The 23,748-nt window shown below is 65.3% G+C and carries 21 protein-coding genes; 1 reads left to right on the top strand and 20 read right to left on the bottom strand.

The features are described from left to right. Position 1: 1 nt before the first annotated feature. The 18 genes from PD284_RS25315 to PD284_RS25230 all read right to left on the bottom strand — a co-directional run bounded on the left by PD284_RS25315 (position 2) and on the right by PD284_RS25230 (position 20,744). Complete coding sequence (locus PD284_RS25315; protein WP_274631113.1) at positions 2–709, bottom strand: FadR/GntR family transcriptional regulator; 708 nt, start codon at positions 707–709, stop codon at positions 2–4. Positions 710–730: 21 nt separating this feature from the next. Continuing rightward, complete coding sequence (locus PD284_RS25310) at positions 731–2,347, bottom strand: N-acyl-D-amino-acid deacylase family protein (protein WP_274631112.1); 1,617 nt, start codon at positions 2,345–2,347, stop codon at positions 731–733. Positions 2,348–2,480: 133 nt separating this feature from the next. Continuing rightward, positions 2,481–4,292, bottom strand: a complete 1,812-nt coding sequence (locus PD284_RS25305) for an ABC transporter ATP-binding protein (protein WP_274626541.1) — start codon at positions 4,290–4,292, stop codon at positions 2,481–2,483. 4 nt (positions 4,293–4,296) lie between these two features. Next, positions 4,297–5,157, bottom strand: coding sequence for an ABC transporter permease (locus tag PD284_RS25300; RefSeq protein WP_274631111.1), 861 nt, complete (start codon positions 5,155–5,157; stop codon positions 4,297–4,299). Further along, positions 5,154–6,104: an ABC transporter permease gene (locus PD284_RS25295; RefSeq protein WP_274631110.1), complete on the bottom strand. Its 951-nt coding sequence runs from the start codon at positions 6,102–6,104 to the stop codon at positions 5,154–5,156. The genes PD284_RS25300 and PD284_RS25295 overlap by 4 nt, the downstream gene beginning before the upstream one ends. Positions 6,105–6,115: 11 nt before the next feature. After that, positions 6,116–7,636 carry an ABC transporter substrate-binding protein gene (locus PD284_RS25290; RefSeq protein WP_274631109.1) on the bottom strand — a complete coding sequence of 507 codons (1,521 nt, stop codon included), beginning with the start codon at positions 7,634–7,636 and terminating at the stop codon, positions 6,116–6,118. Between the two features lie 515 nt (positions 7,637–8,151). Next, the gene (purU, locus tag PD284_RS25285) at positions 8,152–9,036 is read right to left on the bottom strand and encodes a formyltetrahydrofolate deformylase (RefSeq protein ID WP_274631108.1); all 885 of its coding nucleotides are present in this window, start codon (positions 9,034–9,036) and stop codon (positions 8,152–8,154) included. A gap of 198 nt (positions 9,037–9,234) precedes the next feature. Further along, positions 9,235–9,705, bottom strand: coding sequence for an SRPBCC family protein (locus PD284_RS25280; RefSeq protein ID WP_274631107.1), 471 nt, complete (start codon positions 9,703–9,705; stop codon positions 9,235–9,237). 41 nt (positions 9,706–9,746) lie between these two features. Next, complete coding sequence (locus tag PD284_RS25275; protein WP_274631106.1) at positions 9,747–10,898, bottom strand: amidohydrolase; 1,152 nt, start codon at positions 10,896–10,898, stop codon at positions 9,747–9,749. A 29-nt stretch (positions 10,899–10,927) separates the two neighbouring features. Next, complete coding sequence (locus PD284_RS25270; protein WP_274631105.1) at positions 10,928–11,824, bottom strand: NAD(P)-dependent oxidoreductase; 897 nt, start codon at positions 11,822–11,824, stop codon at positions 10,928–10,930. Then, complete coding sequence (locus PD284_RS25265) at positions 11,821–14,169, bottom strand: xanthine dehydrogenase family protein molybdopterin-binding subunit (RefSeq protein ID WP_274631104.1); 2,349 nt, start codon at positions 14,167–14,169, stop codon at positions 11,821–11,823. Before PD284_RS25265 ends, PD284_RS25270 begins: the two co-directional genes overlap by 4 nt. Beyond that, the gene (locus PD284_RS25260) at positions 14,166–14,672 is read right to left on the bottom strand and encodes a (2Fe-2S)-binding protein (RefSeq protein WP_274631103.1); all 507 of its coding nucleotides are present in this window, start codon (positions 14,670–14,672) and stop codon (positions 14,166–14,168) included. Before PD284_RS25260 ends, PD284_RS25265 begins: the two co-directional genes overlap by 4 nt. Continuing rightward, positions 14,669–15,517 carry an FAD binding domain-containing protein gene (locus tag PD284_RS25255; protein WP_274631102.1) on the bottom strand — a complete coding sequence of 283 codons (849 nt, stop codon included), beginning with the start codon at positions 15,515–15,517 and terminating at the stop codon, positions 14,669–14,671. The genes PD284_RS25260 and PD284_RS25255 overlap by 4 nt, the downstream gene beginning before the upstream one ends. After that, positions 15,514–16,608 carry an ABC transporter ATP-binding protein gene (locus PD284_RS25250; RefSeq protein WP_274631101.1) on the bottom strand — a complete coding sequence of 365 codons (1,095 nt, stop codon included), beginning with the start codon at positions 16,606–16,608 and terminating at the stop codon, positions 15,514–15,516. The genes PD284_RS25255 and PD284_RS25250 overlap by 4 nt, the downstream gene beginning before the upstream one ends. A gap of 8 nt (positions 16,609–16,616) precedes the next feature. After that, positions 16,617–17,561: a carbohydrate ABC transporter permease gene (locus tag PD284_RS25245; RefSeq protein WP_274631100.1), complete on the bottom strand. Its 945-nt coding sequence runs from the start codon at positions 17,559–17,561 to the stop codon at positions 16,617–16,619. A 2-nt stretch (positions 17,562–17,563) separates the two neighbouring features. Next, entirely contained in the window at positions 17,564–18,478 is a 915-nt protein-coding gene (locus tag PD284_RS25240) for a carbohydrate ABC transporter permease (RefSeq protein ID WP_274631099.1), read from the bottom strand. Between the two features lie 112 nt (positions 18,479–18,590). Further along, the gene (locus tag PD284_RS25235; RefSeq protein ID WP_274631098.1) at positions 18,591–19,919 is read right to left on the bottom strand and encodes an ABC transporter substrate-binding protein; all 1,329 of its coding nucleotides are present in this window, start codon (positions 19,917–19,919) and stop codon (positions 18,591–18,593) included. Positions 19,920–20,054: 135 nt separating this feature from the next. Beyond that, entirely contained in the window at positions 20,055–20,744 is a 690-nt protein-coding gene (locus PD284_RS25230; protein ID WP_274631097.1) for a TetR/AcrR family transcriptional regulator, read from the bottom strand. Between the two features lie 123 nt (positions 20,745–20,867). On the opposite strand from PD284_RS25230, the gene PD284_RS25225 reads away from it, so the two are divergent. Continuing rightward, the gene (locus PD284_RS25225; protein WP_274631096.1) at positions 20,868–21,176 is read left to right on the top strand and encodes an NIPSNAP family protein; all 309 of its coding nucleotides are present in this window, start codon (positions 20,868–20,870) and stop codon (positions 21,174–21,176) included. A gap of 214 nt (positions 21,177–21,390) precedes the next feature. Here PD284_RS25225 and PD284_RS25220 read toward each other — a convergent pair whose 3' ends face one another. Further along, positions 21,391–22,200, bottom strand: coding sequence for an ABC transporter ATP-binding protein (locus PD284_RS25220; protein WP_274631095.1), 810 nt, complete (start codon positions 22,198–22,200; stop codon positions 21,391–21,393). 137 nt (positions 22,201–22,337) lie between these two features. Then, positions 22,338–23,672 (bottom strand): ABC transporter substrate-binding protein, encoded by a 1,335-nt coding sequence (locus tag PD284_RS25215; RefSeq protein ID WP_274631094.1) that lies wholly within the window; start codon positions 23,670–23,672, stop codon positions 22,338–22,340. Positions 23,673–23,748: the final 76 nt, after the last annotated feature.

The raw sequence follows: 23,748 nt of genomic DNA, 5'->3' as shown, positions 1-23,748 counted from the left end.
CTCAGAGGGCGGCGCCGCGCCTTATCCGTTCGGACGCCTCATCGAAATGATCGCGCATGGCCTTTTCCGCAGCTTCCGGCCTCATCGCGATGACCGCCAGCGCGACGCGCTCGTGAACCTTGTAGGTCTCGGTCCATTCGGCCTCATCCAGCACGTAACGCAGGCCGGTCCGGCTCGACTGGAGCGTCGCGTCTGCAATGCCGTCGATGACGATCTCGACGAGCGGGTTGCCGCTGGCGCTGGCCAGCACCTTGTGAAACTCGACATCGGCGGTCGAAAAACGCTCGAGATCGCCCATTCCGGCCGCGAGCTCGGCGAGAATGGTTTCCAGGGCTGCGGCATGGGCGTCCGTACGATGCTGCGCGGCCAATCTGGCGGCGCGTTCTTCGAGGAAACGTCGGAACTCCAGTGTGTGAAGCGGCGATATCTGGCCGATCGCCATGCCATGGGACACGAGCTTGCTGACCGGCTCGCCGGTCACCGTGCCGACGACAGGCGCCTTGCCGGTGGTGACGCGCACCAATCCGCTGCCCGCGAGCGCGTTGATCGCCTCCCGAACAGTGGGCCGCCCCACGCCCAGCTCTCGCGCCAGCTCCGACTCGCTGGGCAGCCTGTCCCCCGGCTTGAGGTCGGTCGTCGCGATATGGGTACGGATATGGTCGACGATCTGATCCGTCAGGCGAATCTGCCGAAGGGGTTTTGTCTGCATGTCGTCCCTCAACTCAGCCGATCAAGCAAGGCTCATGCGTTTTCCCGCGTCGAGCACCTTGCCCGGCATTTCGGACTGCGGTGTTCCGTCCACAACCACAAGCTTGCCGCCGACGATCACGGTGCCGATGCCCTTCGGAGGCAATGTCGGCTCGTCATAGGTCGCTCCGTCGATCACGGTTGCGCCGAACAGCACCAGATCGGCGACCGCACCCGGGCGGACGACGCCGCGATCCCAGAGGCTGAACCGCTGCGCCGGCAATGACGTCATGTGGCGCACGGCTTCCTCAAGGCTCTGCAGGTTGTCCTTGAGCGCATACTCCCCCAGCAGTCGCGGGAAGGTGCCGGCGCCTCGCGGATGCGGCTTCCCGCTCTCACGCGGGATGCTGTCCGAACCGGACATGTACAGACGGTGACCGAGCACCTTTCGCAGGTCGCCCTCGTCCTGCTGGAACATGATCATGTTGCTGCGCCCGCAATCGCAGACGATCAGGTCGGCGGCCAGATCGAAGGGGTCACGGCTTTCGCTCTCGGCCGCCTCGGCGATGAACCGCCCCTCGTAGCGTTTGTGGCTCTCCGCTTCGACGCCGCCGATACGGATGTTGTCCCATCCGATCTGCGTTGCCTTGGACCTCCAGTTCAGGTCGGCGGTAATATCCTCGACCACCGCCTGCCGGATGATCTCGCGCGATTCAGGTTCGGAAAGACGATCGACAATTGCGTCGATGCCGCCTTCCTGCGCCGACGGCGGCAACAGCTGGAGTATGGTGCTGGAGCCCGCCGTGTAGGGATACATGTCGCACGACACGTCGATGCCTTCGCGCCTTGCCTCCTCCAGCCTGTCGAGCAGTTCCGGCATCCGTCCCCAGTTCTCGCTGCCGCAGACCTGCAGATGGGAGAGCAGGCCCTTGCAGCCGCTATGCTTCAGGAGGGCGAGAAACTCTTCGATCGACTCGTCGATCCCCGCGTCGTAGTTGCGAATGTGGGCGGCCAGGATACGCCCGCGCTTGGCCACCACGTCGGCCAGGCCGCGCAACTCGGCATCATCGGCCCAACTGCTCGGCGTATAGATCAGTCCGAGCGAAAGCCCTGCGGCCCCCTGCTCCAACTGAACGTCGAGGAGCCGTTCCATGCGCTCGCGTTCTTCCGGCGTCGCAGGCCTCGACTGGTTTCCGAGAACCGCCAGCCGGATCGGACCATGGCCGACCAGCGAAACCAGGTTGGGACCGATCCCTCCGCCCTGGAGGGCGGCGCGGTAGCCGGCGTAGTCGCAGAACACTTCGCCGGGGCGGATTGACCCAAGCAGGGAGCCTATGTGTTCGCGAAGCGGTGCGTCGTCGTCGCCAACGAACGGGTATGCCGAGAAGCTGCAGTTGCCGGTGACAATCGTGGTGACGCCCTGGACGATCTTCTCCCCGCGTCCGCCACGTCGGAGGAAGGCGATGTCGTCATGCGTGTGCACGTCGATGAAGCCCGGTGTGAGAAACGCATCGCCCGCATCGATGACCGTTTCGGCATCGGCAGGCGCGCCGCAGAACACGTCCGCGATCCGGCCGTCCCGCACGCCCACATGGGCGCGGAACCACGGCGCACCGGTTCCGTCTATCACTCGCGCATTCGTTATCAGCAGATCGAACATTGCAACCATCCTGAGGTCCACCATGGCGATGGACCAATCGGCATGTCAACCTGTAAGACAGGCTTACACAGAGATATAATCCTCAAGAATTCGAAATGCGGGCGAAGCGATCCACCCGGCCGTCCCATTGTATTCAGCCGTCTTGGTCCTGCACGAAGTGTCCTGGCGAGACCTCGCGGTAGGTGCGCTTGGGCGGGGTGTAGTCGTAGGGGCGGAGCGGGCTCTTGATCTCCTCGCCGAGGGCCGGGCGGGTGAGCGCGCCGCGGCGCGACGGGTCGGGGACGGGCACTGCGGCGATGAGGCGCCGGGTGTAGGGATGCTGCGGATTGTCGAAGATCGCGGCGCGCGGCCCGATCTCGACGATCTCGCCGAGATACATGACGGCGACGCGGTGGCTGATGCGCTCGACGACGGCCATGTCGTGCGAGATGAACAGGTAGGCCAGGCCGCGCTGCTGCTGGATGTCGAGCAGCAGGTTGGAGACCTGCGCCTTGACCGAGACGTCGAGCGCCGACACCGCCTCGTCGGCGACGATCAGCTTCGGGTCGAGCGCCAGGGCGCGGGCGATCGAGATGCGCTGACGCTGGCCGCCGGAGAATTCGTGCGGATAGCGCTCCGCCATCGCCGCCGCCAGGCCGACCTGCTCGAGCAGCTCGGCGACGCGCGCCTTGGCCGCCGCCTTGCCCATCAGGCCGTGCGCCAGGATCGGTTCGGCGATGGCCGAGCCGACGGTGATGCGCGGATTGAGCGAGGCGAACGGGTCCTGGAAGATCATCTGCGAGGTGCGCCGCATGGCGCGCAGCTCGCGCGCCCCGGCCGTCTTCATGTCGTGGCCGTCGACGACGATCGCGCCGGCCGTCGGCTGCACCAGCCTGAGGATGGCGCGGCCGGTGGTCGACTTGCCGCAGCCGGATTCGCCGACCAGCGCCAGCGTCTCGCCGGGCCGCAGGTCGAAGGAGACGTCCTCGACCGCGTGGATGCGGCCGTTGGGCAGGTCGAAGCGCACCGCCAGGTCGGAGACCGTCAGGATGGGAGCGGCGTCCTTGGCCGCGGCGTCCATGGCGCGGCCGTCGACCGCCTCGCCGGTGGCTGGGTCGACCTCGGGAAAGCGCCGCGGGACCTCGCTGCCGCTCATTGCGCCGAGCCGCGGGATCGAGGCGAGCAGCGCCTTGGTGTAGACCTGCTGCGGCGCGTCGAAGATCGCCTGGGTGGGGCCGGTCTCGACGAGGTCGCCGCGCAGCATGACGACGGTGCGGTCGGCCACCTCGGCCACCACGCCCATGTCGTGCGTGATGAACAGCACGGCCATGTTCTCCTCGGCCTGCAGCTCGCGGATGAGGTGCAGGATCTCGGCCTGGATGGTGACGTCGAGCGCCGTCGTCGGCTCGTCGGCGATGAGCAGCTTTGGCCGGCAGGCGAGCGCCATGGCGATCATCACGCGCTGGCGCATGCCGCCGGAGAATTTGTGCGGATATTCGTGCAGCCGGGTTCTCGCCGCCGGGATGCGGACGCGCTCCATCAGCCTGACGGCTTCCGCCTCGGCCGCCGTCCAGCCCATGGCCTGGTGCAGCACCAGCGCCTCGGCCAGCTGGTTGCCGATGGTGAAGACCGGGTTGAGCGAGGTCATCGGCTCCTGGAAGATCATGCCGATCGCGCCGCCGCGCACGGCGCGCATCTCCGCCTCCGACGCCTTCAGCAGGTCGCGGCCGTCGAGCAGGATGCGGCCTTCGCAGCGCGACTTGCCCGGCGGCAGCAGGCGCATCGCCGACAGCGCCGTGACGCTCTTGCCGGAGCCGGATTCGCCGACGATGGCCACCGTCTCGCCGGCCGCGACCTCGAAGCTGATGTCGCGGATCACCGCCCGCCAGCCCTCGGCCGTGCGGAACGAGGTGGTCAGCTTCTCCACCGACAGCACCGGCGGGGTTTTGGGGCTGGATAGCGTCATCTTGTCAGCGCTCTTTCGACAGGCGCGGGTCGACGAGGTCGCGCAGGCCGTCGCCCAGGAGCTGCAGCGACAGCACCGAGAAGACGATGGCCAGCCCCGGAAACACCATCAGCCAGGGCGCGTTGTTCATGAACTCGCGGCCCGAGGCCAGCATCGTGCCCCAGGTCGGCATGTCGGTGGAGACGCCGACGCCGAGGAACGACAGGCTCGCCTCCGCCAGCATCGCCGAGGCGAAGACGAAGGTCGCCTGGACGAGGATCGGCGAGGCGAGGTTGAGCAGCACGTGGCGCAGCAGCACCTGCCAGGTGGGCAGCCCGAGCGCCACCGCCGCCTCGATATAGGGCAGTTCGCGCAGCACCAGCGTCGAGCCGCGCACGATGCGGGCGAGGCGCGGCGCATAGGTGATGCCGAGCGCCAGGATCACCGTCGTCAGCGACGGCCCGAGCGCGGCCACCAGGGCGATGGCGAGCAGGATGTCGGGGAACGACATCATGGCGTCGAGCAGCCGCGAGATCGGCGCGTCGAGCTTGCGGAAGAAGCCGGCGGCGACGCCGAGGAAGACGCCGAGCAGGGTCGAGATGCAGACGACGCCGAGGCTGACCAGCAGCGAGATGCGGCCGGCATAGATGGCGCGCGAGAAGATGTCGCGGCCGAACTCGTCGGTGCCGAACAGGTGGGTCAGCGACGGCGCCTTGAGCTTGTTGACGATCGACAGCTTGTTGGGCGCATAGGGCGCGATCCATGGCGCCAGCAGGGCGGCGAGCACGACGATGAGCAGGATCGCCGCGCCAAAGGCGATGGCGCGGTTGCGGAACAGCTGGCGCAGGCCCGACGCGAGCGGCAGGGTGAGGGAGCCGACCGTCACAGCCGCACCCTGGGATCGACGAGGATATAGAGCATGTCGACGCCGAAATTGATCAGCACGTAGATGGCGGCGACGACCAGCAGCGCCCCCTGGATGACGGGATAGTCGCGCCGCAGCACCGCCGACACCACCAGGTTGCCGATGCCGGGCAGCCCGAACACCGTCTCGGTGACCACCGCGCCGGCGACCAGCATGGCGATCGACAGGCCGATCACGGTGATGATCGGCACCAGCGCGTTCTTCAGCGCATGCTTGAGGATGACCCGCATCTCGCCGGCGCCCTTGGCGCGCGCCGTGCGCACATAGTCGTCGCTGAGCACGTCGAGCATGGCGGCGCGGGTGAAGCGGGTGATCAGCGCCGAGTTGACGACGCCGAGCGCGATCGCCGGCAGCACCAGGTGGTGCAGCCGCTCGAGGAAGCCGGTGTCGGGGCCGCCATAGCCGGAGGCCGGGAACCAGCCCTGGCCGACGGCGAAGACCTGGATCAGGATCAGCCCCAGCCAAAAACTCGGGATGCTGGCCGCCACCATGGTCAGGGTGACGACGATCTGGTCGAACAGCGTGCCGCGCCGCACCGCCGACAGGATGCCGACCGGCAGCGCGATGGTCACCGCAATGAGGATCGAGAACAGCGTCAGGAAGAAGGTCGGCTCGGCGCGGCTCGCCAGCGCCTGGGTGACCGGCTGGCCGAGGAAGATCGACTGGCCGAGGTCGCCCTTGAGGATGCCCAGCACGAACTGGCCGTACTGGACGAGCAGCGGCGCATCGAGGCCCAGCCTGGTGCGCAGATCAGCGATGTCTTCCGGCGTGGCGTCCGAGCCGAGCATCACGGCGGCCGGATCGCCGGGGGTCACCCGCACGATGATGAAGACGACCGTCACCACGAGGGCGAGCACGATCAACATGCCCACCAGTCGTTCCAACAGCGCCCGAGCGACCCTCGACATTGTTCAGCGCCTCACTGCTTCGGCGTCACGTTCCAGAAATGCGGCCAGTAGGTCGGCGTGTAGCCGGTGACCGCCGCGGACAGGCCCGAGAGCGCATTGAAGTTGCCGACCTTGTAGAGCGGCGCGTCGTCGTAGATGACCGTCTGGATGCCCTTCCAGGCTTCGAGCTTGGCGTCGTCGGTGGTGGCGTCCATGTAGGCGGCCACCGCCTTGGCCTTCGCATCCGACACGTACCAGCCCGGATAGGTATCCGTGATGGTGTTGATCGTCGTCGGATCAGCCGGGAAGTTGGAGTGGGTGATGAAGATGTCCCACTGCGCCGGATCGGCGCGGCGGGTGGTCAGCGTCGCCCAGTCCACCACCTGCATGTCGACCTTGAAGCCGGCGGCCTCGAGATAGGCCTTGGCCACTTCGCCTGCCTTGTAGTGGAACTCGTACTGGCGGCTGGTCAGGATACGCAACGGCGTACCGTCGTAGCCAGCCTCCTTGAGCAAGGCCCCTGCCGCTTCCTGGTCGCCCTCGCCGTAGCGTGCGACGCCGTCTTCGGCATGCCAGAAGAATTCCTTCGGGAAGATCGAGCCATCGATGTTGAAGAAGCGCTCGTCGGAGAAGGCGGCCAGCATCATGTCGGACGGGTTGAGCGCCGCCTGCACCGCCTGACGGAGCGCCTTGTTGGTGAGCAGGCCTTCCTTCATGTTCATGTTGAGCGACAGCCAGCCGGCGTTCTGATAGATGATCGGCTTGACCGTGCCGCTGGACTCCAGCCGCTCGAAGGCGCTGACCGGCAAGGCGTCGGCAAAGTCGAACTGCCCGGAGATGATGCCCTCGACGCGCGTGTTGGCGTCGGGAACCGGCACGAACCGCACTTCCTTGGCGATCGGCACGCGCTTTCCGGCATAGTTGCTCGTTTCGCCTTCCGGCGACTTGTAGTCCTCGAAGCGGACGAGCTGGGTGTACTGGTCGGGCTTGCGCTCCTTCAGCGCATAGGGACCGGTGCCGATGAACTGGGTCAGCGTATCGGCGACCGTCTCGGACGGAATGATCACCGAAGCCTGGGACAATGTTGCGACCAGCGGGGCGTAGCGTGACTTCAGCTTGATGACGACGGCGTTGGCTCCGTCCTCCGCAATGCCGTCGACCATGGCCGCGACCTGCTTGCCCTTGGCGTGGACCGACATCCAGCGGTTCAGCGAAGCGACGACGTCCTTGGAGTCGAAATCGCTGCCGTCGTGGAATTTGAGGCCCTCGCGCAGCGGAATACGATAGGTCAGGCCGTCCTCGGAAATCTCGGGCAGCGCGGCAGCCAGGAGCGGCGCCGGCTTCCACTGTGCGTCGTAGGTGTAGAGCGTCTCGAAGATGTGGTTGCCGATCACCAGGACGAGATCGATGGTGGTCTGCATGATGTCGAGCGACGGCGGCTCGCCAATGGTCGCGACGGTCAGCACACCGTCAGATCTTTCCTGCGCCAGGACGGGCCCGGAAGCACTCGAGAGCGCGGCAAGGATCGAGGCGGTGTAGAGTAGCCTGTTCATATATTCCTCCGTTAGGCCACCTGGAGGCTTCTCCACTCGCACTCACGAGCAAGGCAAACCTCTCGGCAGTGGGTTCGCCGTCCGTATCTGCGCGACGAAACTGGCGACTCCAATACGGAGACACAAAAAAGGTGTCAAGCTGTCATACAGCCTTATTGGCAGTCCGTATGAGCGATCGCCCTGAACGTTGTACGAACGCCTGCTTGTGATTGCTGCGGTTAGGGTGGTTTGCGGTGCGGGGCTGCCATTTCTCGAAGATGAGCTCGTAGCAGGACCTGTTGCCCGGACACGCCAAACCCTGACCGGCGCGCTGCTCGACAGCATTCGCCGATGCTGCAACATCGATCCCCGGTCAAAGGACTTGCGGGCTTCGCCGCATGAACAGCATCACGCCGGCCTGCAAGACGCATTGCTTGGCCGCGCCGCGCGGCTCTACTTCCGGTTCGATGTGAACCGGCGCGCGCGGGTGAGGAACATCCGAGCAGCCTGGGGCGAATGCCGCGCAGGCCGCGACATCATCCCATCCGCTCGGAACCGTAGGAGCCGGGCGACGCGGGAAACACGACCGTCTTGTCGCCGTTGAGAAACACGCGCCGGTGGATGTGGGCGTGGATGGCGCGCGCCAGAACCTGGCTCTCCACGTCGCGGCCGAGGCTCACATAGTCGTCCGCGCTCTGCGCGTGGGTGACCCGGATCGCGTCCTGCTCGATGATCGGCCCCTCGTCGAGGTCGGCCGTCACGTAGTGCGACGTGGCGCCGATCAGCTTGACCCCGCGCTCGAAGGCCTGCTTGTACGGGTTGGCGCCCTTGAAGGACGGCAGGAAGGAGTGGTGGATGTTGATGATGCGTCCCGACATCTTCCGGCACATCTCGTCGGAAAGCACCTGCATGTAGCGGGCGAGGACGATGAGCTCGGCGCCGGTGTCCTCCACGATGCGCATCTGCTGCGCCTCCGCCTCCGGCTTGTTGTCCTTCGTCACCCGGATGTAGTGGAAGGGGATGTCGTGGTTGACCACCACCTTCTGGTAGTCGAGGTGATTGGAGATGACGGCCACGATGTCGATGGGCAGCGCTCCGATCCGCCAGCGATAGAGCAGATCGTTGAGGCAGTGGCCGAAGCGCGAGACCATCACGACCGCCTTCATGCGCTGCGCCTCGTCATGGATGGCCCACTCCATCCCGAAGGGCTGCGCGACGTCCGCAAAGCCCTCGAGAAGCGCCTCCAGCCCGACGCCCTGCTCCGACGCGAAGCTCACCCGCATGAAGAAGCGGCCGGTCTGCACGTCGTCGAACTGCGAGGCGTCGGTGATGTTGCAGCCATTGTTCGCAAGGAAGGTTGCAATGGCCGCCACGATGCCCCGCGTGCGTGCGCAGGTGACGGTGAGAACGAACTTTTTCAACGAGGGCCTCCGGAACGAGGTTTGACGAATGTTCCCGCGCCATCGCCGGAGGCGATGGCCTGAGGACGGTCGTTTACCGGCCGGCCGGGCTGGCCGCAAGTTTCAGTGGCTGTTCGCTGCGTCGCATGGGCGGCGCTCTACGCCGCACGGGCGTCAAAGCCCTCAAAAGAGGACGATCGTCATCGGTTGGCCGCCCGATCAGCCTTGCGCCGCTGCGATTTTGACGGGGTTCGCCGAGATCTCGGCCGCAAGATTCTGGAAAAACGTGTCGGCGAGCTTCTTTGCCGTCGAATCGATCAGCCGCGAACCCAGTTGCGCCAGCTTCCCTCCGATCTGCGCGGTGCACAGATAGGACAGCCGCGTCATGTCGCCGTCTTCGGCCAGGGTGACGTCCGCTCCGCCCTTGGCAAAGCCCGCAATGCCGCCATTGCCTTCTCCCGAGAGCCGGTAGCTTTCAGGCGCGTTCACGCCGCTGATGGTGACCGCCCCGCTGAACCTGGCCTTGATCGGTCCGATCTTGATGACGACCCTGGCGGTGAAGCCGTCGTCGACGCTGCCCTCGAGGTCCTCGCAGCCCGGGATGCTCGCCCGCAGGACGTCCGGGTCGTTGATGGCCGCCCAGACGACGTGCCGGGGGGCAGCAATGAGTTGTTCGCCTTTGAGCTCCATGGCGGTGTCCCTTGTCCTGTGGGAAATGCGGGAGAGACCCTCTAGGCCTGTCCCAGTTCCATTGTGAGGAGGCCATCCCAGAGTGCGATGCCGTCGGCCAGAACCGCATCGTTGAAATCGAACCTCGGAGAGTGAAGGCCGGGGTTTTCACCGTCGCGTTGCGAGCCGAGCCAGAGATAGGCTCCGCTGCGTTCCTCCAGCATGAAGGCGAAGTCCTCGGACGCCATGCTCGGATCGGCGTCGACCACGTCGAGGCCGGCCGCCGTCGCTGCGGCCCGAAGCACCTCCGCGCTGCCCGCGTGGTTGATCGTCGCCGGATAGCGCCGGTCGTACTGGACCTGCGCCACGCACTCATGGGCGGCGCAGACATGCGTCGCGATGTGGGCCAGCCGCCTCTCGATCAGATCGCCGACCTGAGCGTCGAACCAGCGGGTGGTGCCGCGCAGGCAGACTTTTTCGGGAATGACGTTGTAGGTGTCGCCGCCGGTCATCTGGGTGACCGAAACCACGGATGAACGGAGCGGGGAGACATTTCGCGCCGTGATGGCCTGCAGCGCGCTGATCAGCTGTCCGGCGGCCGTCACCGGGTCGGCGCCTTCATGCGGCATCGCGCCATGCGCGCCACGACCGACGACATCGATCTGGAAGGTCGCGAAAGCCGCCATCATGGCGCCGTCGCGCGCGACGACCCGGCCCGGCTCCAGCCCCGGCCAGTTGTGCAGCGCATAGATCGATGCCGGCGAGATGTCGCGGAAAAGGCCGTCATCCATCATCACCCGGGCGCCGCCATACACCTCTTCGGCAGGCTGGAAGATGAAGTGAACCGTCCCGTCGAGATCTGTGCGCGCGGCGGCCGCCTTCGCTGCGGCAAGCAGCATCGAGACGTGGCCGTCGTGCCCGCAGGCATGCATGACGCCGGGAACCGTCGAGGCATGTGCGGCCCCGGTCTGCTCCATGATCGCAAGCGCGTCCATGTCGGCGCGGATCGCAATGGCCCGTGACGAGTGGCCCCTGGACAGTGTGCCGACGATGCCGGTCTTCCCATAGCCGCGACGCAATTCGATCCCGCATTCACCGAGCACCGAAGCTATGAAGGCGCTCGTGCGGTGCTCCTCGAATGCGAGTTCGGGATGGCGGTGGAGATCCTGCCTCCAGCGCCTGGCCAGTTCGACGATGTCATCGGTGACAGACATGGCGGCTCCGCTGCGCCGACAGGTGGGACTCATTGGCCTGGAGCGTCGTAGGACTTGATGACCGCCTGGGTGCCCTCGCGGGCGTCGCCCGCGTCGAGCCGTCGGCCATATTGCTGTATGGACGCCTTGAGCCCTACGAGGTCGAGGCCGTAGGCTTCGGCCTCGGCGATCGCGATCGACATGTCCTTGGCGAAGTGCTCGATCATGAAGCCGGGCGCATAGTCGGCGTCGACCATCCTGGGTCCCAATGCGTTGAGCAGGAAGCCGCCTGCCGCGCCGGTGCCGATCGAGCCGAGGACTTTCGCCGCATCGAGGCCCGCCGCACGCGCGTAGGCCACGCTCTCCGCCACGCCCAGCATCGTCGAGGCTATGACGATCTGGTTGCACATCTTGGTGTGCTGGCCGGCGCCCGCCGGACCCTGATGCGCGATGTTCGTGCCCATGGCGGCAAAGACCGGCATTGCCCGCTCGAACGCCTCGACATCGCCACCGACCATGATCGAAAGGCGGCCTTCGCGCGCGCCGATGTCGCCACCGGAGACCGGAGCATCGAGCGCGTCGAGTCCGCGCTGCGCCGCCGCCTCTGCGATACGCGTCGCGAGCGAGGGGCTGGACGTCGTCATGTCGATGAGCAGCGCGCCTGGCCTGGCGCGCTCGATGATGCCGCCTTGCGAGAAATAGACGTCTTCGACGTCGCTCGGCAGGCCGACGATGGTGATCACCACGTCGGCCTCGGCCGCGGCGGCGCCGGCCGTGTCGTGAAGAACCGCGCCCGCGGCAACCAGCAGCGCCGCCTTCTCGGGGCTGCGCGTGCTGACATGCAGCGGAAAGCCTGCCTTGAGCAGGTTCGCGGCCATCGCCGCTCCCATGATGCCGAGGCCGATGAATGCAATGGTCTGCTTCTCAGCGGACGTGGTCGAGCTCATGTTTTTCCTCTGAGGAGAGAACGAAGATATTGCGGGCTGAGAGGCAGTCTTTCCGCGACGACGCCGAATGGAGCAAGGGCGTCGTTGACGGCGTTGGTGACGGCGCCGATGGCGCCCATCACGCCGCCTTCCGACATGCCCTTGCTGCCGATCGGCGTGGAACTGCTCGGCTTGCCGAGATTGATCACGCGCATCGGCGGGATCTCGACCGCCGTCGCGATCGAGTAGTCCGCGAAGCTGCCGGTAAGGTTCTGGCCGTCCTCGTCGTAGACGACCTCTTCAAGCAGCGCGCCGCTGAGGCCCATGGCGATGGCGCCATGCTGCTGACCTTCGACGATCATCGGATTGAGAACGCGGCCGCAATCCTCGACGACGGTGTGGCGCTCGACGGTCACCTTTCCGGTGCGGACATCGACCAGCACCTCGCAAGCGTGGGCCGCGTTCGAGTAGGTCATCGGCGGCGGATCGTAGGCGCGGTGCGCTTCCAGGCCGGGTTCGAGTCCTTCCGGCAACCGCAACGGATCGAGATAGGCGACATGCGCAATCGACGCGAGGGTGACGCCCGTGTCGCTCCACTGGTCGGCGAGGCGGCGTTGCACGCGTCCCGCTTGCAGTTGCAGCTCATCCGCCGTGTTCAGGTTCAGCATCGACGCGGCGATGGTCAACGCCTTACGCCGCACCGCCTGGGCCGCCAGAAGCAGGACGCTGCCGCCGGCGGTGGCGCCCCTCGCCCCGCGCGTGCCCATGCCATAGGGCGCAACATCCGTATCGCCCATGTGGATGCGGACAGTCTCCGCGTCGACCCCGAGCCCTTCCGCGACGACCTGGGCGAAGACGGTCTCGTAGCCGTGGCCTGATCCCATCAGGCCGACGGATGCGTTGACCGCGCCGCTCGGCTCGACCTTCACCCAGCCGGCTTCATGGCCGGAGCCGGGGATAGCCGCAGCCTTGTAGAAGGCGGAACCATAGGTGGACGGCTCGACCACGGAGCACAGGCCAAGGCCGCGGTAGACGCCCCGCTCGCGATCCTCGGCCTGACGCTTGCGGAACGCGTCGTACTCGGCATCCGCAAGCAGCCGATCGAGGCACTGGGCCGGCGTGATGTCCCCAGCCACCTCGCCGGTCTGCATGGCGTAGGGCAAGTCGGCATCCCGCAGCAGATTGACCCGCCGCACCGCCACCGGATCCAGTCCGAGACGCCGGGCGATAGCCTCGATCGTGCCCTCCATCACCCATGACGCGATCGCCATCGGCGCCCGCATGGGTCCGCTGCCGCACTTGTTGGTCAGCGCAACCTTGACGTCGTAGCCGTAGCTCGAAATGCGGTACGGCCCGGTGAGGATCATCGCGACGACGCGCGCCATGTAGTTGGCGGGATAGAAGCAGTAGGCCCCGAAATCGACGTCCATGCTGAGCGTGAGGGCCAGGATACGGCCATCCGGGGAGACGGCTGCGCGCGTCCGGCAACTCTCCTGCCGCGCGTGAACTGCAGCGAGCAGGTTCTCCATGCGGTCCTCGAGCCAGCGGACCGGCCGTCGCAGGTGGCGCGAGAGCGCCGCCACCACCAGCTCTTCCCGCAGCAATGCGATCTTCTGGCCGAAGGCGCCGCCAATGTCCGGGCAGATGATGCGAACCTGGGATTCCTCCAGCATCAGCCGCCTGGCGAGCTGGGACCGCAGCGGATGCGGAGCCTGACTGCCCAGCCGGAAGGTCAGGCGCTGCTGGCCCTCGTCCCACTCGGCTATGCAGCCACGCGTCTCCATCGGCGCATGGGTGACGCGGTGCTGGTGAAACGCCGCTTCAACGACGATCTCCGCCGTGTCGAGGATGTTCTCCGGAGCGCCGCTGGAGAACGCCTGGTGGGACACGAGATTGCCGGGAACGTCGTCATAAAGCAGCGGAGCGCCGTCGGCGACCGCCGCATCGAAGCTGGCTGCGGCTTCGAGCGCCTCGTAGTCCACCTCGACCAGCGCCGCCGCATCCTCTGCGATGTACCGGTCGCGGGCCACGACGCAGGCAACGGGATCGCCAATGAAGAGCACCTTGTCGAGCGGCAGTGCGGTGGACTCGACGGGCAGCAGGCCCTCGATCGCCGGAGCCATGCGCAGCGGCGTCGTCCACTCAGCGAGTTCGACGCCGGTGAAGACGCCAACGACGCCTTCAATCTCCACCGCCGCGCTTGCGTCGATCGAAACGATCCTTGCATGAGCGTAGGGCGAGCGGACAAAGCAGACATGCAGCGCCCCGGGAACGGCCAGATCGTCAAGGTAACGCCCCTGCCCAACAAGCAACCGGCGATCCTCGCGCCGCAGCAACGGCTTTCCAATGATCTCGGCACTGCTCATTTCCCGGCCTTCCGCATGTCCGCCTGCCTGCCGGCTGCGACGAGTACGGCGTCGACGATGTTCTGGTATCCGGTGCAGCGGCAGATGTTGCCGGAAAGCGCTTCACGGACGCCTTCCTCGGTCGGCTCGGGATTCTCGTCCAGCCAGGCCTGCATCGTCATCACGATGCCCGGCGTGCAGAACCCGCACTGCAGCCCGTGGCGCTCATGCAGCGCCTGCTGAAGCGCCGACAGTTCACCCGAAGCGCCGTGGTGCTCGATCGTGGTGATCGAAGCGCCCTGCATCTGCACGGCGTAGGTGAGGCAGGAGCGCGCGGGGCGGCCGTCGATGAGAACCGTGCATGCCCCGCACACGCCATGCTCGCAGCCGACATGGGTTCCGGTCAGCCCGCAATCCTCCCGAAGCACGTCGGAAAGGAGACGCCGGGGTTCGACCGTGACATCGTAGCTGCGACCATTGACCGTCAGCGCGATGGGCAGCCTTTCGTATGCTTCAACAATCATGCCCGCCTCATCGCATCACGCAACACGTCTTCCAGCAGCGCCTGCAGCACCTCACGGCGGTAATCGGCCGGCATCCGCGCGTTGTCCTCAATCGGAGCCGCTTCGGCAACGATCGCTGCGGCCCTTGTCGGCCAGCCTGCATCCTGCGGGTCGAATTCGGGCAGCAGATCGTCGGCGCGGAATGGCGCGGACGCGATGGCGCCGAGCGCCAGCCGCACAGCCGCCTCGCCTTCCCGGTTGAACACAATCGCCGCCGCGCTGACCTCCGCGAAGTCGCCGGCGCGACGGTTGAACAGGCGAAAACCCCACCCGTGTCCCGGCTCGAGCAGCGGAACGCAGATCGACGTGATCATCTCCGACGGCTCGAGCGTCGTGGTGAAAAGCGTCTCGAAGAGATCCGCGGCTTCGATCGTCCGCACACCCTCCGACGAGGTTGCGTCGATCCGCGCATCGAGAAGCATGCAGACCAGAGGCAGTTGCGCCGCGGGATCCGCATGAGCGAGGCTGCCGCCGATGGTGCCCCGTTGCCGGATCGCATAGTGCCCGATGGTGCCAGCCGCGTAGGCCAGCACCGGAGCATGGGCCTTCACCAGAGCGTTGCCCGCCAGGTCGGCATGACGCGTCATCGCTCCGATCACCAGCGAACCCGCGTCGAGACCCACGCCTGAGAGCCCGTCGATCCGGTTGATGTCGACCAGCAATTCAGGCTGGGCAAGCCGCATGTTCATCATCGGCGCGAGGCTCTGGCCGCCGGCAATGACGCGGGCGTCTTCCGACTCGGCGAGAAGCGCCAGCGCCTCCGACATCGATGTCGGCGCTGCGTAGGAGAATCGGGCAGGCTTCATGATGCGGCTGCGATGTTCTTTCCGCTTGCGCCGTCGAAGACATGGATGCGCTCCGGCACGAGGGCGAAGCTGATGCGGTCTCCTTCCTGCTGTCGCGCTTCCTTGCCGACGCGGATGAAAAGATCGGTCTCGTTCAGCTTGAGGCCGAGGAAGCGATCCGAACCGACCGGCAGCACGCTGTCCACAAGGCCGTCCAGCACAGGTCCGCTGGCGCCGTTCGGCTCGACATCCTCCGGCCGGATGCCGATGACAACCTCGTCGGGCCGCCCTTTGATGCGCGCCGTCGTCGCGGCGTCGAGGTCGAGGCGGACCTCGCCGTTGACGAAGCTGACCGCGTCGCCCTGCTGCTGAAGCGTGCCGCGCAGGTAGTTGATCGGCGGCGAGCCGAGGAAGGAGGCGACGAACATGTTAGCCGGCTTCTCGTAGATCTCGTCAGGCGTTCCGATCTGCTGGACGACGCCGTGCTGCATCACCACGATACGGTCTGCAAGGGTGAGCGCCTCGGCCTGGTCGTGCGTCACATAGACGAATGTCGTGCCCATCGCGGCATGGAGATGCTTGATCTCCGCGCGCATCGAGATGCGCAGTGCGGCGTCGAGATTGGAAAGCGGTTCGTCCATCAGGAACACGGACGGTTCGCGGACCATGGCGCGCCCCAGCGCGACGCGCTGGCGCTGGCCGCCGGAAAGCTGGCCGGGCCGACGCTCGAGCAGATGCTCGATCTCGAGCTTGCGGGCGGCGTCGCGCACGCGGCGCTCGATCTCGTCATTCGCCACCTTGCGCATGCGCAGGCCGAACGCGATGTTCTCGTAGACGTTCTTGTGCGGATAGAGCGCATAGCTTTGGAACACCATCGCAACGTCGCGCTTGTGCGGCGGCAGGAAGGTGACGTCGAGGTCGTCGAACCAGAGCTCACCCGACGTCGGATCCTCGAGACCGGCGATCATGTTGAGAGTGGTCGACTTCCCGCAGCCCGACGGTCCGAGCAGGACCAGGAACTCGCGGTCGCGGATCTCGAGGTCCAGTGTATCCACGGCAATGACGCCGCCGGCATAGTTCTTGGTTATGCCCTTGAATTGAATGCGTGCCATTGGAGGAACTATCCTTTGACCGCTCCGGCCGTCAGACCGGAGACAATGTAGCGCTGGAAGATGATCGCCAGGATCACAGGGGGGATGATGGCGAGCACGCCTGCGGCATTGATGAAGGAGAAGGAGATGGTGAAGTCGGACGTGAACGACGCCACGATGATTGGCAGCGTCTGCGACGCGGCGGTCTGCGTGAACATCAGCGCCAGCAGGAACTCGTTCCAGCTCGTGAGGAACGCGAACAGCGACAGCGCGACCAGCGAGGGCGCCGCTAGCGGCAGGAACACCCTGGTCATCGTCTGAAGGCGCGAGCAGCCGTCGACGCGGGCGGCCTTGTCCAGTTCGTCCGGCAATTGTTCGAAATAGCTGACGAGGATGAACACCGAGAACGGCACCGTGACCGCCAGATAGGTGATCACCAGCGACGACAGCGTGTCGAGCAGGCCGAGATTGCGGATGAACAGGAAGAACGGCACCACCAGCGCGATATCGGGGATAACGCGCGTGATCAGGATGCCGTAGACGGACGCATTGCGGCCGCGGAAACGGATCTTGGCCAGCGCATACGCGGCCGGAACCGCCACCAGCAGGTTGAGGATCACCACGGCGACCGACACGATGAAGCTGTTGCCCATCGCGGGAAGCAGGTTCTTGGCCGTCGATGGAATGAAGCCGCCGCTCGCCGGATCGGCCGCGCGGCGAGTTTCATACGTTACCCGCTCCTGGTCGTCCGCCGAGAAGATGACCCGGAAATTGTCGAGGTGTGGATCTTTTGGGATCCACTGCGGGGGCACCGAGGTGAGCGCGGCCTCCTGCTGCAGCGAGGAGGACACCAGCCATGCCACCGGAGCCAGCACGTAGAGCAGGAAAACCAACGAGGCGATCGCCAGACCGAGCACCCTCAGGTTCTGCATGAGGGCGCGTTTACGGCGCGCCGTCGAGGAACTGGTCGCCATGGTCAGACCCTCTTTCCGAGCGAACGGATCACGACATAGGACAAGGCCAGCGTCGCAATGGCGAGGATGTAGGACATGGCTGCACCCGTCCCGAAGGAGAGGTTGCGGAACGTCTCGACGTAGATCCGCCACGCCACGACATGGCTGGCGTCTGCCGGACCACCCTCGGTCAGGATGAAGAACAGGTCGAAATGCCGGATCGCCATCATGCTCTCGTAGAGGATGACCAGCATGAAGCCCGGCTTCAGCGCCGGCAGCGTCACATGGAAGAAGCGGCGCAGCCCGTTGGCGCCGTCGACCTTCGCGGCCGAATAGAGATCGGCGGGGATGCTCTTCATCGTCACCAGAAGGAGGATCGCGGCGAGCGGCACTTCCTTCCAGACGAACGCATTGGCGATCAGCATCAACGTCTTGTCGGAATCGCCCAGCCAGACCATGTAGCGATCGATGAAATCCAGCTGATAGAGGATGCCGTTCAGCGCGCCGTAGTTGGAATCGTAGATCCACTTCCACATCAGCGCATTGGCGACATAGGGAATCGCCCACGGGATGAGAAGCACTGCGCTCAGCAGCTTGCGGCCCGGAAAGTCCTCGTTGAGGAGCAGGGCGACCAAGAGGGCGATGACGGAAATCGCCAGAACCGACGTGACCGAGAACATCACGGTGCGGCTGACCGCATCCCAGAAATGCTGGTCGGTCAGGACGGTGAAGTAGTTGTCCAGCCCGACGAACGGCACGCGATGCGGACGCGTCAGCTTCAGGTCGAACAGGCTGATGTAGAACGAATAGATGATCGGGAAGACCGCCACCGCAAACAGAACCGCGGCAACGGGCAGCAACAGGATGAAAGCGCTGCTGTCGTCATGCGACAGCCAGGGCTTTCGCCTGCCGGATTGTGGAAGGGTGGCTGCGTGCAAGAGAATGTCTTTCGCAGTTGAAAGGATGGAATTGCCTTCGGCACGCGGGGGCGTCGCCCGCCCGCGCATGGTCGCGAGGCGGGCTGGCCGAACCGCGGTCCGGCTGGATGCCTTAGGCGCTCTTCTTGAGCTTGTCCCAGGTCTCGCCCGACGCCTTGAGGGCTTCTTCCGGCGTTGCCTGCCCGAGGATGACGCGCTGCCATGCAGTTCCGTTCACGTCATTCCACTCGCCGAACCACGGCGCGATCACGTCCTTCTTGCGTGCAAGGCTCTGCTGCTTGCTGACCAGATCGACGTCTGCGAAGGCGGAGTAGCCGTCTCTGATTTCCGGGTCGTCGAACAGCGACTTGGTCGCAAAGCCGAGGCCGAGATCCTTGAACAGCAGCTTCTGCAGCACGTATTCGCCGTTGGCCTTGCCGCCGAACCATTCCATCAGCTTGACGACGGCGGCAGCGCGCTCCTCGGTCTCCTGCGCACCCGGCGTCATGCCATAGAAGCGGATGTAGCCGACGGTCTCGTTGGTGCCGTTGGCGCCGCCCTTCGGCATGAGCGCCTGCTTGATCTTGCCCGCAGCCGGCGACTGCGCCGGGTCGTTGAGCATGCGCAGGCGGTACTTCGCCACCATGGTAAAGGCGTTCTGGCCGGCGCCGAACGACTTGAGACAGGCAAGCTCGCCGGTCTCGACGCAGGATGCAGGCAGGACGCCGGCATCGACCGCGCTCTTCAGCCAGGTTGCGGCCGCCACGGCGCCGCCTTGCGGGTCGGCCATGACGGCGTTGCCCTCGTCGTCGACCAGACGGCCGCCATGCGAGAACACCAGCGTCGACAGGAACTCGACCAGCCAGCTTTCCTGCGCCATGCCGATCATCAGCGGCGCGTCCGAAAGCCCCTTCTCCTTGATGATCTTCGACTGCTCGATCACCTCTTCCCAGGTGGCGGGCGGCGCCTGGATGCCGGCCTTCTCCAGGATCTCCGCATTATAGAGGAAGGCGATGTAGTCGTTGTAGTAGGTCAGGCCATACTGCTTGCCGCCGTACATCATCGACTGGAGGCTGAAGTCGTCGGTGTCTGCATTGTACTTGGTGAGCGCGTCGTACTGGTCGATCGGCGCCAGCCAGCCCGCCTCAGCCCACTCCGGCAGCCAGGTGTCGGACACCCACAGCATGTCCATCGGCGCGCCGCCCACGAACTTGGTGATGGAGCTTTCGCGATACTGCGCCCAGGGCGCGTTCGAATAGGAAATCTTCACATCCGGGTTGGCGGCCTCGAATGCGGAAATGTGGCTTTGCACGAGATCCACGGCCGCGGACCAGGTGGAAAAGTGAATCGTCTCGGCCGCCCTTGCGCTCATGGGGAGCGAAAGGCCGGCGCCGCCCGCAAGCATGGCGGCGGAGGACGACTTCAGGAATTGGCGACGACTGACGAATGGCAACTTGGACACGATTGACCCCTCCACGGCGTGCTCCTCCGACACACCTCGCATGTCGGTCGGCCTTTCCAGGCCTGATCGATTTGTAGCGGCTTTCTCCTAAGTCGTAAACTGACGATTTAAGGAAAGTGCGTATCGCCCGGCCGCTTACCTTGCCTCCACTGCGCGCGCTGTCGCGCATGCTGCGGCGAAGCCGCCGAGAAATCCGCTCACGTGCAATTTCAGCACTTCCGTGTCGGCCACGGGTTCGTCTGCATTGTAGAGGTGGCGGCGGATCGCGAAGTGGGACACGGCGCCGTGCAGGACCCAGGCGATCTCAAGGACCCGGGCCTGGCTCTGGGGGAGCGCGACCTCCTGAGCCGCAGCAACCTCTTCGGCGATCACCACAAGAAGCTGCTTTATAATCGAGTTGATATAGTTCGGCGCCATCCCGAGATCGCTCAACGACGCATGCATGAACAGTCTGAGCCACTTTCGCGTAAGGACAGAATAGAAATAGTCGTCGTAGAACTTTTCAATACGCTCTTCGATGCTTATCGATCGGTCCCTCAGCTGGAGGATCCACGCGGCCTTGAACGGCGCGAGTATCTGCTCATCATATACAGCGGACATGAGAGCCGCCTTGGACGGAAAATATCTGTAGAGGAGGCGCTGCGTGACGCCGCAGGCCTCGGCAATCGCCCGTGTCTGCGCCGTCAGCCCGTGCTCGGCAAAATAGGTGGTCGCATTCGTCAGGATCTGCGCGCGGCGCTCGGCCGGCCGCAACCGCGGCACCGGAGGCTTCGCCTTCTTCGCTGTCGAGGTCCTCGGAGTGGGATCCTTGCGCTTGTCCGACATACTCTCACCTGAGGCCCATTTAAATCGTCCCTTGACGATATATCGCTGCGAATGTTCTAGCTAGGAATCGGAGAGGGTTATCCCCCATTGGCCCCCGAATGGCGAGAGCGATTGGAGCAGCACATGATCTACGAGATGAGGACCTATCAGGTCGCGCCGGGAAGGGCGGCGGAATTTCTTGCGTTCTACGAAGCTGAGGGGCTGGGCATCATCAGCAAGTACGCGAAGCTGATCGGCTGCTGGGTGAAGGAAAGCGGCGTTCTGAACTCGGTTGTCTTCATCTGGGCCTACGAGGATTTCGGCCATCGCACCCAGCAGCGCGCCAAGCTTGGGCAGGATGACGAGTGGAAGATCTTCATTCCAAAAATGCTCCCCTACCTGGTCCACCAGGAAAGCGTTTTCATGAACCCGGCCGCGTTCTCGCCGAACTGAGCCGTCGCCCGGGCGAGCGGACGCCCGGCGCTTGGCGCCGGCGCCGCCTTGCCGGCAGGGAGACCTGCAACGCCGCGCCAACGCGTCGCCTCATCCCCCGCGCCGGCGCGGTCGATCGGTCCCAAACCGAGATCGCCAGCCGGGGCGACCGTCATGCTGCGGCGCCCAGGACCAACCGTCAGGGATTGCGCGCCTGAATTCGGGCCAGACCGCCCTACGTCAACCAGCGCTTGCGGCGCTTGTAGCTCTTGAAGTTCTTGTAGGACTTGCGCTGCTCGCCATACATGCCGAGGTAGAACTCCTTGACGTCCTCGTTGTTGCGCAGTTCGGCGGCCTCGCCATCCATCACGATGCGTCCCGACTCCATGATGTAGCCGTAGTCGGCATATTTGAGCGCCATGTTGGTGTTCTGCTCGGCCAGCAGGAAGGTGACCTTTTCCTTGGCGTTGAGGTCCCTGACGATCTCGAAGACTTCTTCCACGATCTGCGGCGCCAGCCCCATGGAGGGTTCGTCCAGCAGCACCACGCTCGGGTTGGTCATCAAGGCGCGGCCGATCGCGCACATCTGCTGTTCGCCGCCCGACGTATAGGCGGACTGCGACGTGCGGCGCGTCTTCAAGCGGGGAAAATAGGCGTAGACCTTGTCCAGGTTGGCCGAGATTTCTCCCTTGTCCGTCCTTGTATAGGCGCCGGCGAGAAGGTTCTCTTCGATGGTCAGGTGACCGAAGCAATGCCGGCCTTCCATGACCTGCACCACACCGCGCTGGACCAGATCGGACGGCGTCATGTTCTCGATGCGCTCGCCGCGCAGTTCGATGCTGCCCTTGGTAACCGCGCCGCGTTCGGCCTTGAGGAGACTTGAAACGGCGCGCAGGGTCGTGGTCTTGCCCGCGCCATTGCCGCCCAGCAGCGCCACCACCTTGCCGGCCGGCACGGTCAGCGAGACTCCCTTGAGCACGAGGATCACGTGATTGTAGATCACCTCGATCCCGTTGACGTCGAGAACGATGTCTGGATTGCTCATGTCTTTTCTCAATTCGCTTGCGGCTGTCGGCGATGCCCGAAGGCAACGAAGCTGTCCCGGCCGGGGCGGCTTGCACCGCCCCGGCGACCGGATCGTCCCAAGGCTGGCGCCTCAGGCAGATGTCGGCCTAGTCCGGGTCACGACTGGCAGTCGTCTGCTCCCCGCCGCTCCAGCTTCTTCTCGGCGGCGTAAGCGTCGCCCGACGCCTTGACGAGCGGATCGAGGATGCTCATGTCCGCCTGGAACCACGTGTCCGAACCAAGCTTCCACTTGGCTCCGTCCCAGACATACGCGCGCGCCCAGGAAGACCCCATATGGTCGGTGCAGGAGGTTTTGACCTCGCGCATCACGTCGTGGAAGCCAAGCGCGTCGAGCTTCTCCTGGGTCAGGTCGAGGTTCTCATACCCCCAGCGGGCCTGTTCGGGCGTCGCCGTCTTGCCGACGCCGAACTTTTCCTGAGCCGCGCGCACCCCTTCGACGGACAGCATGGCGTTGACGACGCCGCGCATGTAGACGGCCTCGCCCACTTCTTCCTGCGGGCCGCTGCCCTCGCCCTTGGCATGGACGAGTTCAAGGATGTCCTTGACGACCTGCGAGTCGCTGCTCGAGCCGGGCTGCAGCAGGACCGCGCTGTAGCCTTCGGCGCCGTTGACGCCCTTGGCGTCCGCCTCCGAGCCCGACGGCCAGACGCCGACGATCTTGTCGCGCGGGTAGCCGGTCGCCTGCGCCTCCTTCAGGGCGGTGCTGTTCATGACGCCCCAGCCCCACAGCAGCACGTAGTCCGGGCGGCCCTGGCGGATCTGCAGCCATGCGGATTTCTGCTCCACGCCCGGATGGGTGACCGGGATCATGGTCAGCTCGAAGCCGTGCATCTCCGCACGCTTCTGCAGGATCGGAATGGCCTCCTTGCCATAGGGGCTGTCGTGGTAGAGCAGCGTGATCTTCTTGCCCTGCAGCTTGTCGAGGCCGCCGACCAGGCTGGCGACATATTGCAGCTGCGTATCGGCCGAGGCGGCATGCGTGCCGGTCAGCGGGAAGTTCCACTTGAAGACGCTGCCGTCGGCGCTGTCGCTGCGGCCGTAGCCGGGCGTCAGGATCGGGATCCCGTCGCCGGGGGCCTTTTCGGTCAGCGCGAAGGTGATGCCGGTGGACATGGTCTGGAAGAGCGTGGCGCCGCCGTTCTTGCCCTTCAGGCGCTCGTAGCACTCCACGCCGCGGTCGGTCGCGTAGCTGGTTTCACACTCCTCCCAGACCACCTTGACGCCATTGATGCCGCCCCTGGCGTTGACCAGCTTGTAGTAGTCGACGAAGCCGTTCGCCCATGGCACGCCGCTCGGCGCATAGGGCCCGGTGCGGAACACCAGCAGCGGAAAGAACTGCGTCTGCTCCTGCGCGAATGCCGGTGGCGTCAGCGACGTCGACAGGCCCGCGGCCATCACGGCTGCGGCCAGTAGGGTAGTTCCAAGTCTCATAAACTTTCCTCCCGTTAGTAGTTTGCCGGCTCTATCCATCCGGTGATTGCGAAGCCTCACGCGTCATGAATTGGCG

This window comes from Mesorhizobium shangrilense, from assembly GCF_028826155.1.
Taxonomy (GTDB): Bacteria; Pseudomonadota; Alphaproteobacteria; order Rhizobiales; family Rhizobiaceae; genus Arvimicrobium; species Arvimicrobium flavum.
The sequence above is the reverse complement of the archived record's forward strand: the minus strand, read 5'-3'. Positions and strand labels throughout refer to the sequence as shown.

Coding starts and splice junctions, on each gene's coding strand:
- PD284_RS25270 (WP_274631105.1), bottom strand. CDS start 11,824: ATGAGCTCGACCACGTCCGCTGAGAAGCAGACCATTGCATTCATCGGC.
- PD284_RS25250 (WP_274631101.1), bottom strand. CDS start 16,608: ATGGCACGCATTCAATTCAAGGGCATAACCAAGAACTATGCCGGCGGC.
- PD284_RS25275 (WP_274631106.1), bottom strand. CDS start 10,898: ATGTCTGTCACCGATGACATCGTCGAACTGGCCAGGCGCTGGAGGCAG.
- PD284_RS25280 (WP_274631107.1), bottom strand. CDS start 9,705: ATGGAGCTCAAAGGCGAACAACTCATTGCTGCCCCCCGGCACGTCGTC.
- PD284_RS25255 (WP_274631102.1), bottom strand. CDS start 15,517: ATGAAGCCTGCCCGATTCTCCTACGCAGCGCCGACATCGATGTCGGAG.
- PD284_RS25260 (WP_274631103.1), bottom strand. CDS start 14,672: ATGATTGTTGAAGCATACGAAAGGCTGCCCATCGCGCTGACGGTCAAT.
- PD284_RS25230 (WP_274631097.1), bottom strand. CDS start 20,744: ATGTCGGACAAGCGCAAGGATCCCACTCCGAGGACCTCGACAGCGAAG.
- PD284_RS25245 (WP_274631100.1), bottom strand. CDS start 17,561: ATGGCGACCAGTTCCTCGACGGCGCGCCGTAAACGCGCCCTCATGCAG.
- PD284_RS25215 (WP_274631094.1), bottom strand. CDS start 23,672: ATGAGACTTGGAACTACCCTACTGGCCGCAGCCGTGATGGCCGCGGGC.
- PD284_RS25315 (WP_274631113.1), bottom strand. CDS start 709: ATGCAGACAAAACCCCTTCGGCAGATTCGCCTGACGGATCAGATCGTC.
- PD284_RS25295 (WP_274631110.1), bottom strand. CDS start 6,104: ATGTCGAGGGTCGCTCGGGCGCTGTTGGAACGACTGGTGGGCATGTTG.
- PD284_RS25265 (WP_274631104.1), bottom strand. CDS start 14,169: ATGAGCAGTGCCGAGATCATTGGAAAGCCGTTGCTGCGGCGCGAGGAT.
- PD284_RS25310 (WP_274631112.1), bottom strand. CDS start 2,347: ATGTTCGATCTGCTGATAACGAATGCGCGAGTGATAGACGGAACCGGT.
- PD284_RS25305 (WP_274626541.1), bottom strand. CDS start 4,292: ATGACGCTATCCAGCCCCAAAACCCCGCCGGTGCTGTCGGTGGAGAAG.
- PD284_RS25220 (WP_274631095.1), bottom strand. CDS start 22,200: ATGAGCAATCCAGACATCGTTCTCGACGTCAACGGGATCGAGGTGATC.
- PD284_RS25225 (WP_274631096.1), top strand. CDS start 20,868: ATGATCTACGAGATGAGGACCTATCAGGTCGCGCCGGGAAGGGCGGCG.
- PD284_RS25290 (WP_274631109.1), bottom strand. CDS start 7,636: ATGAACAGGCTACTCTACACCGCCTCGATCCTTGCCGCGCTCTCGAGT.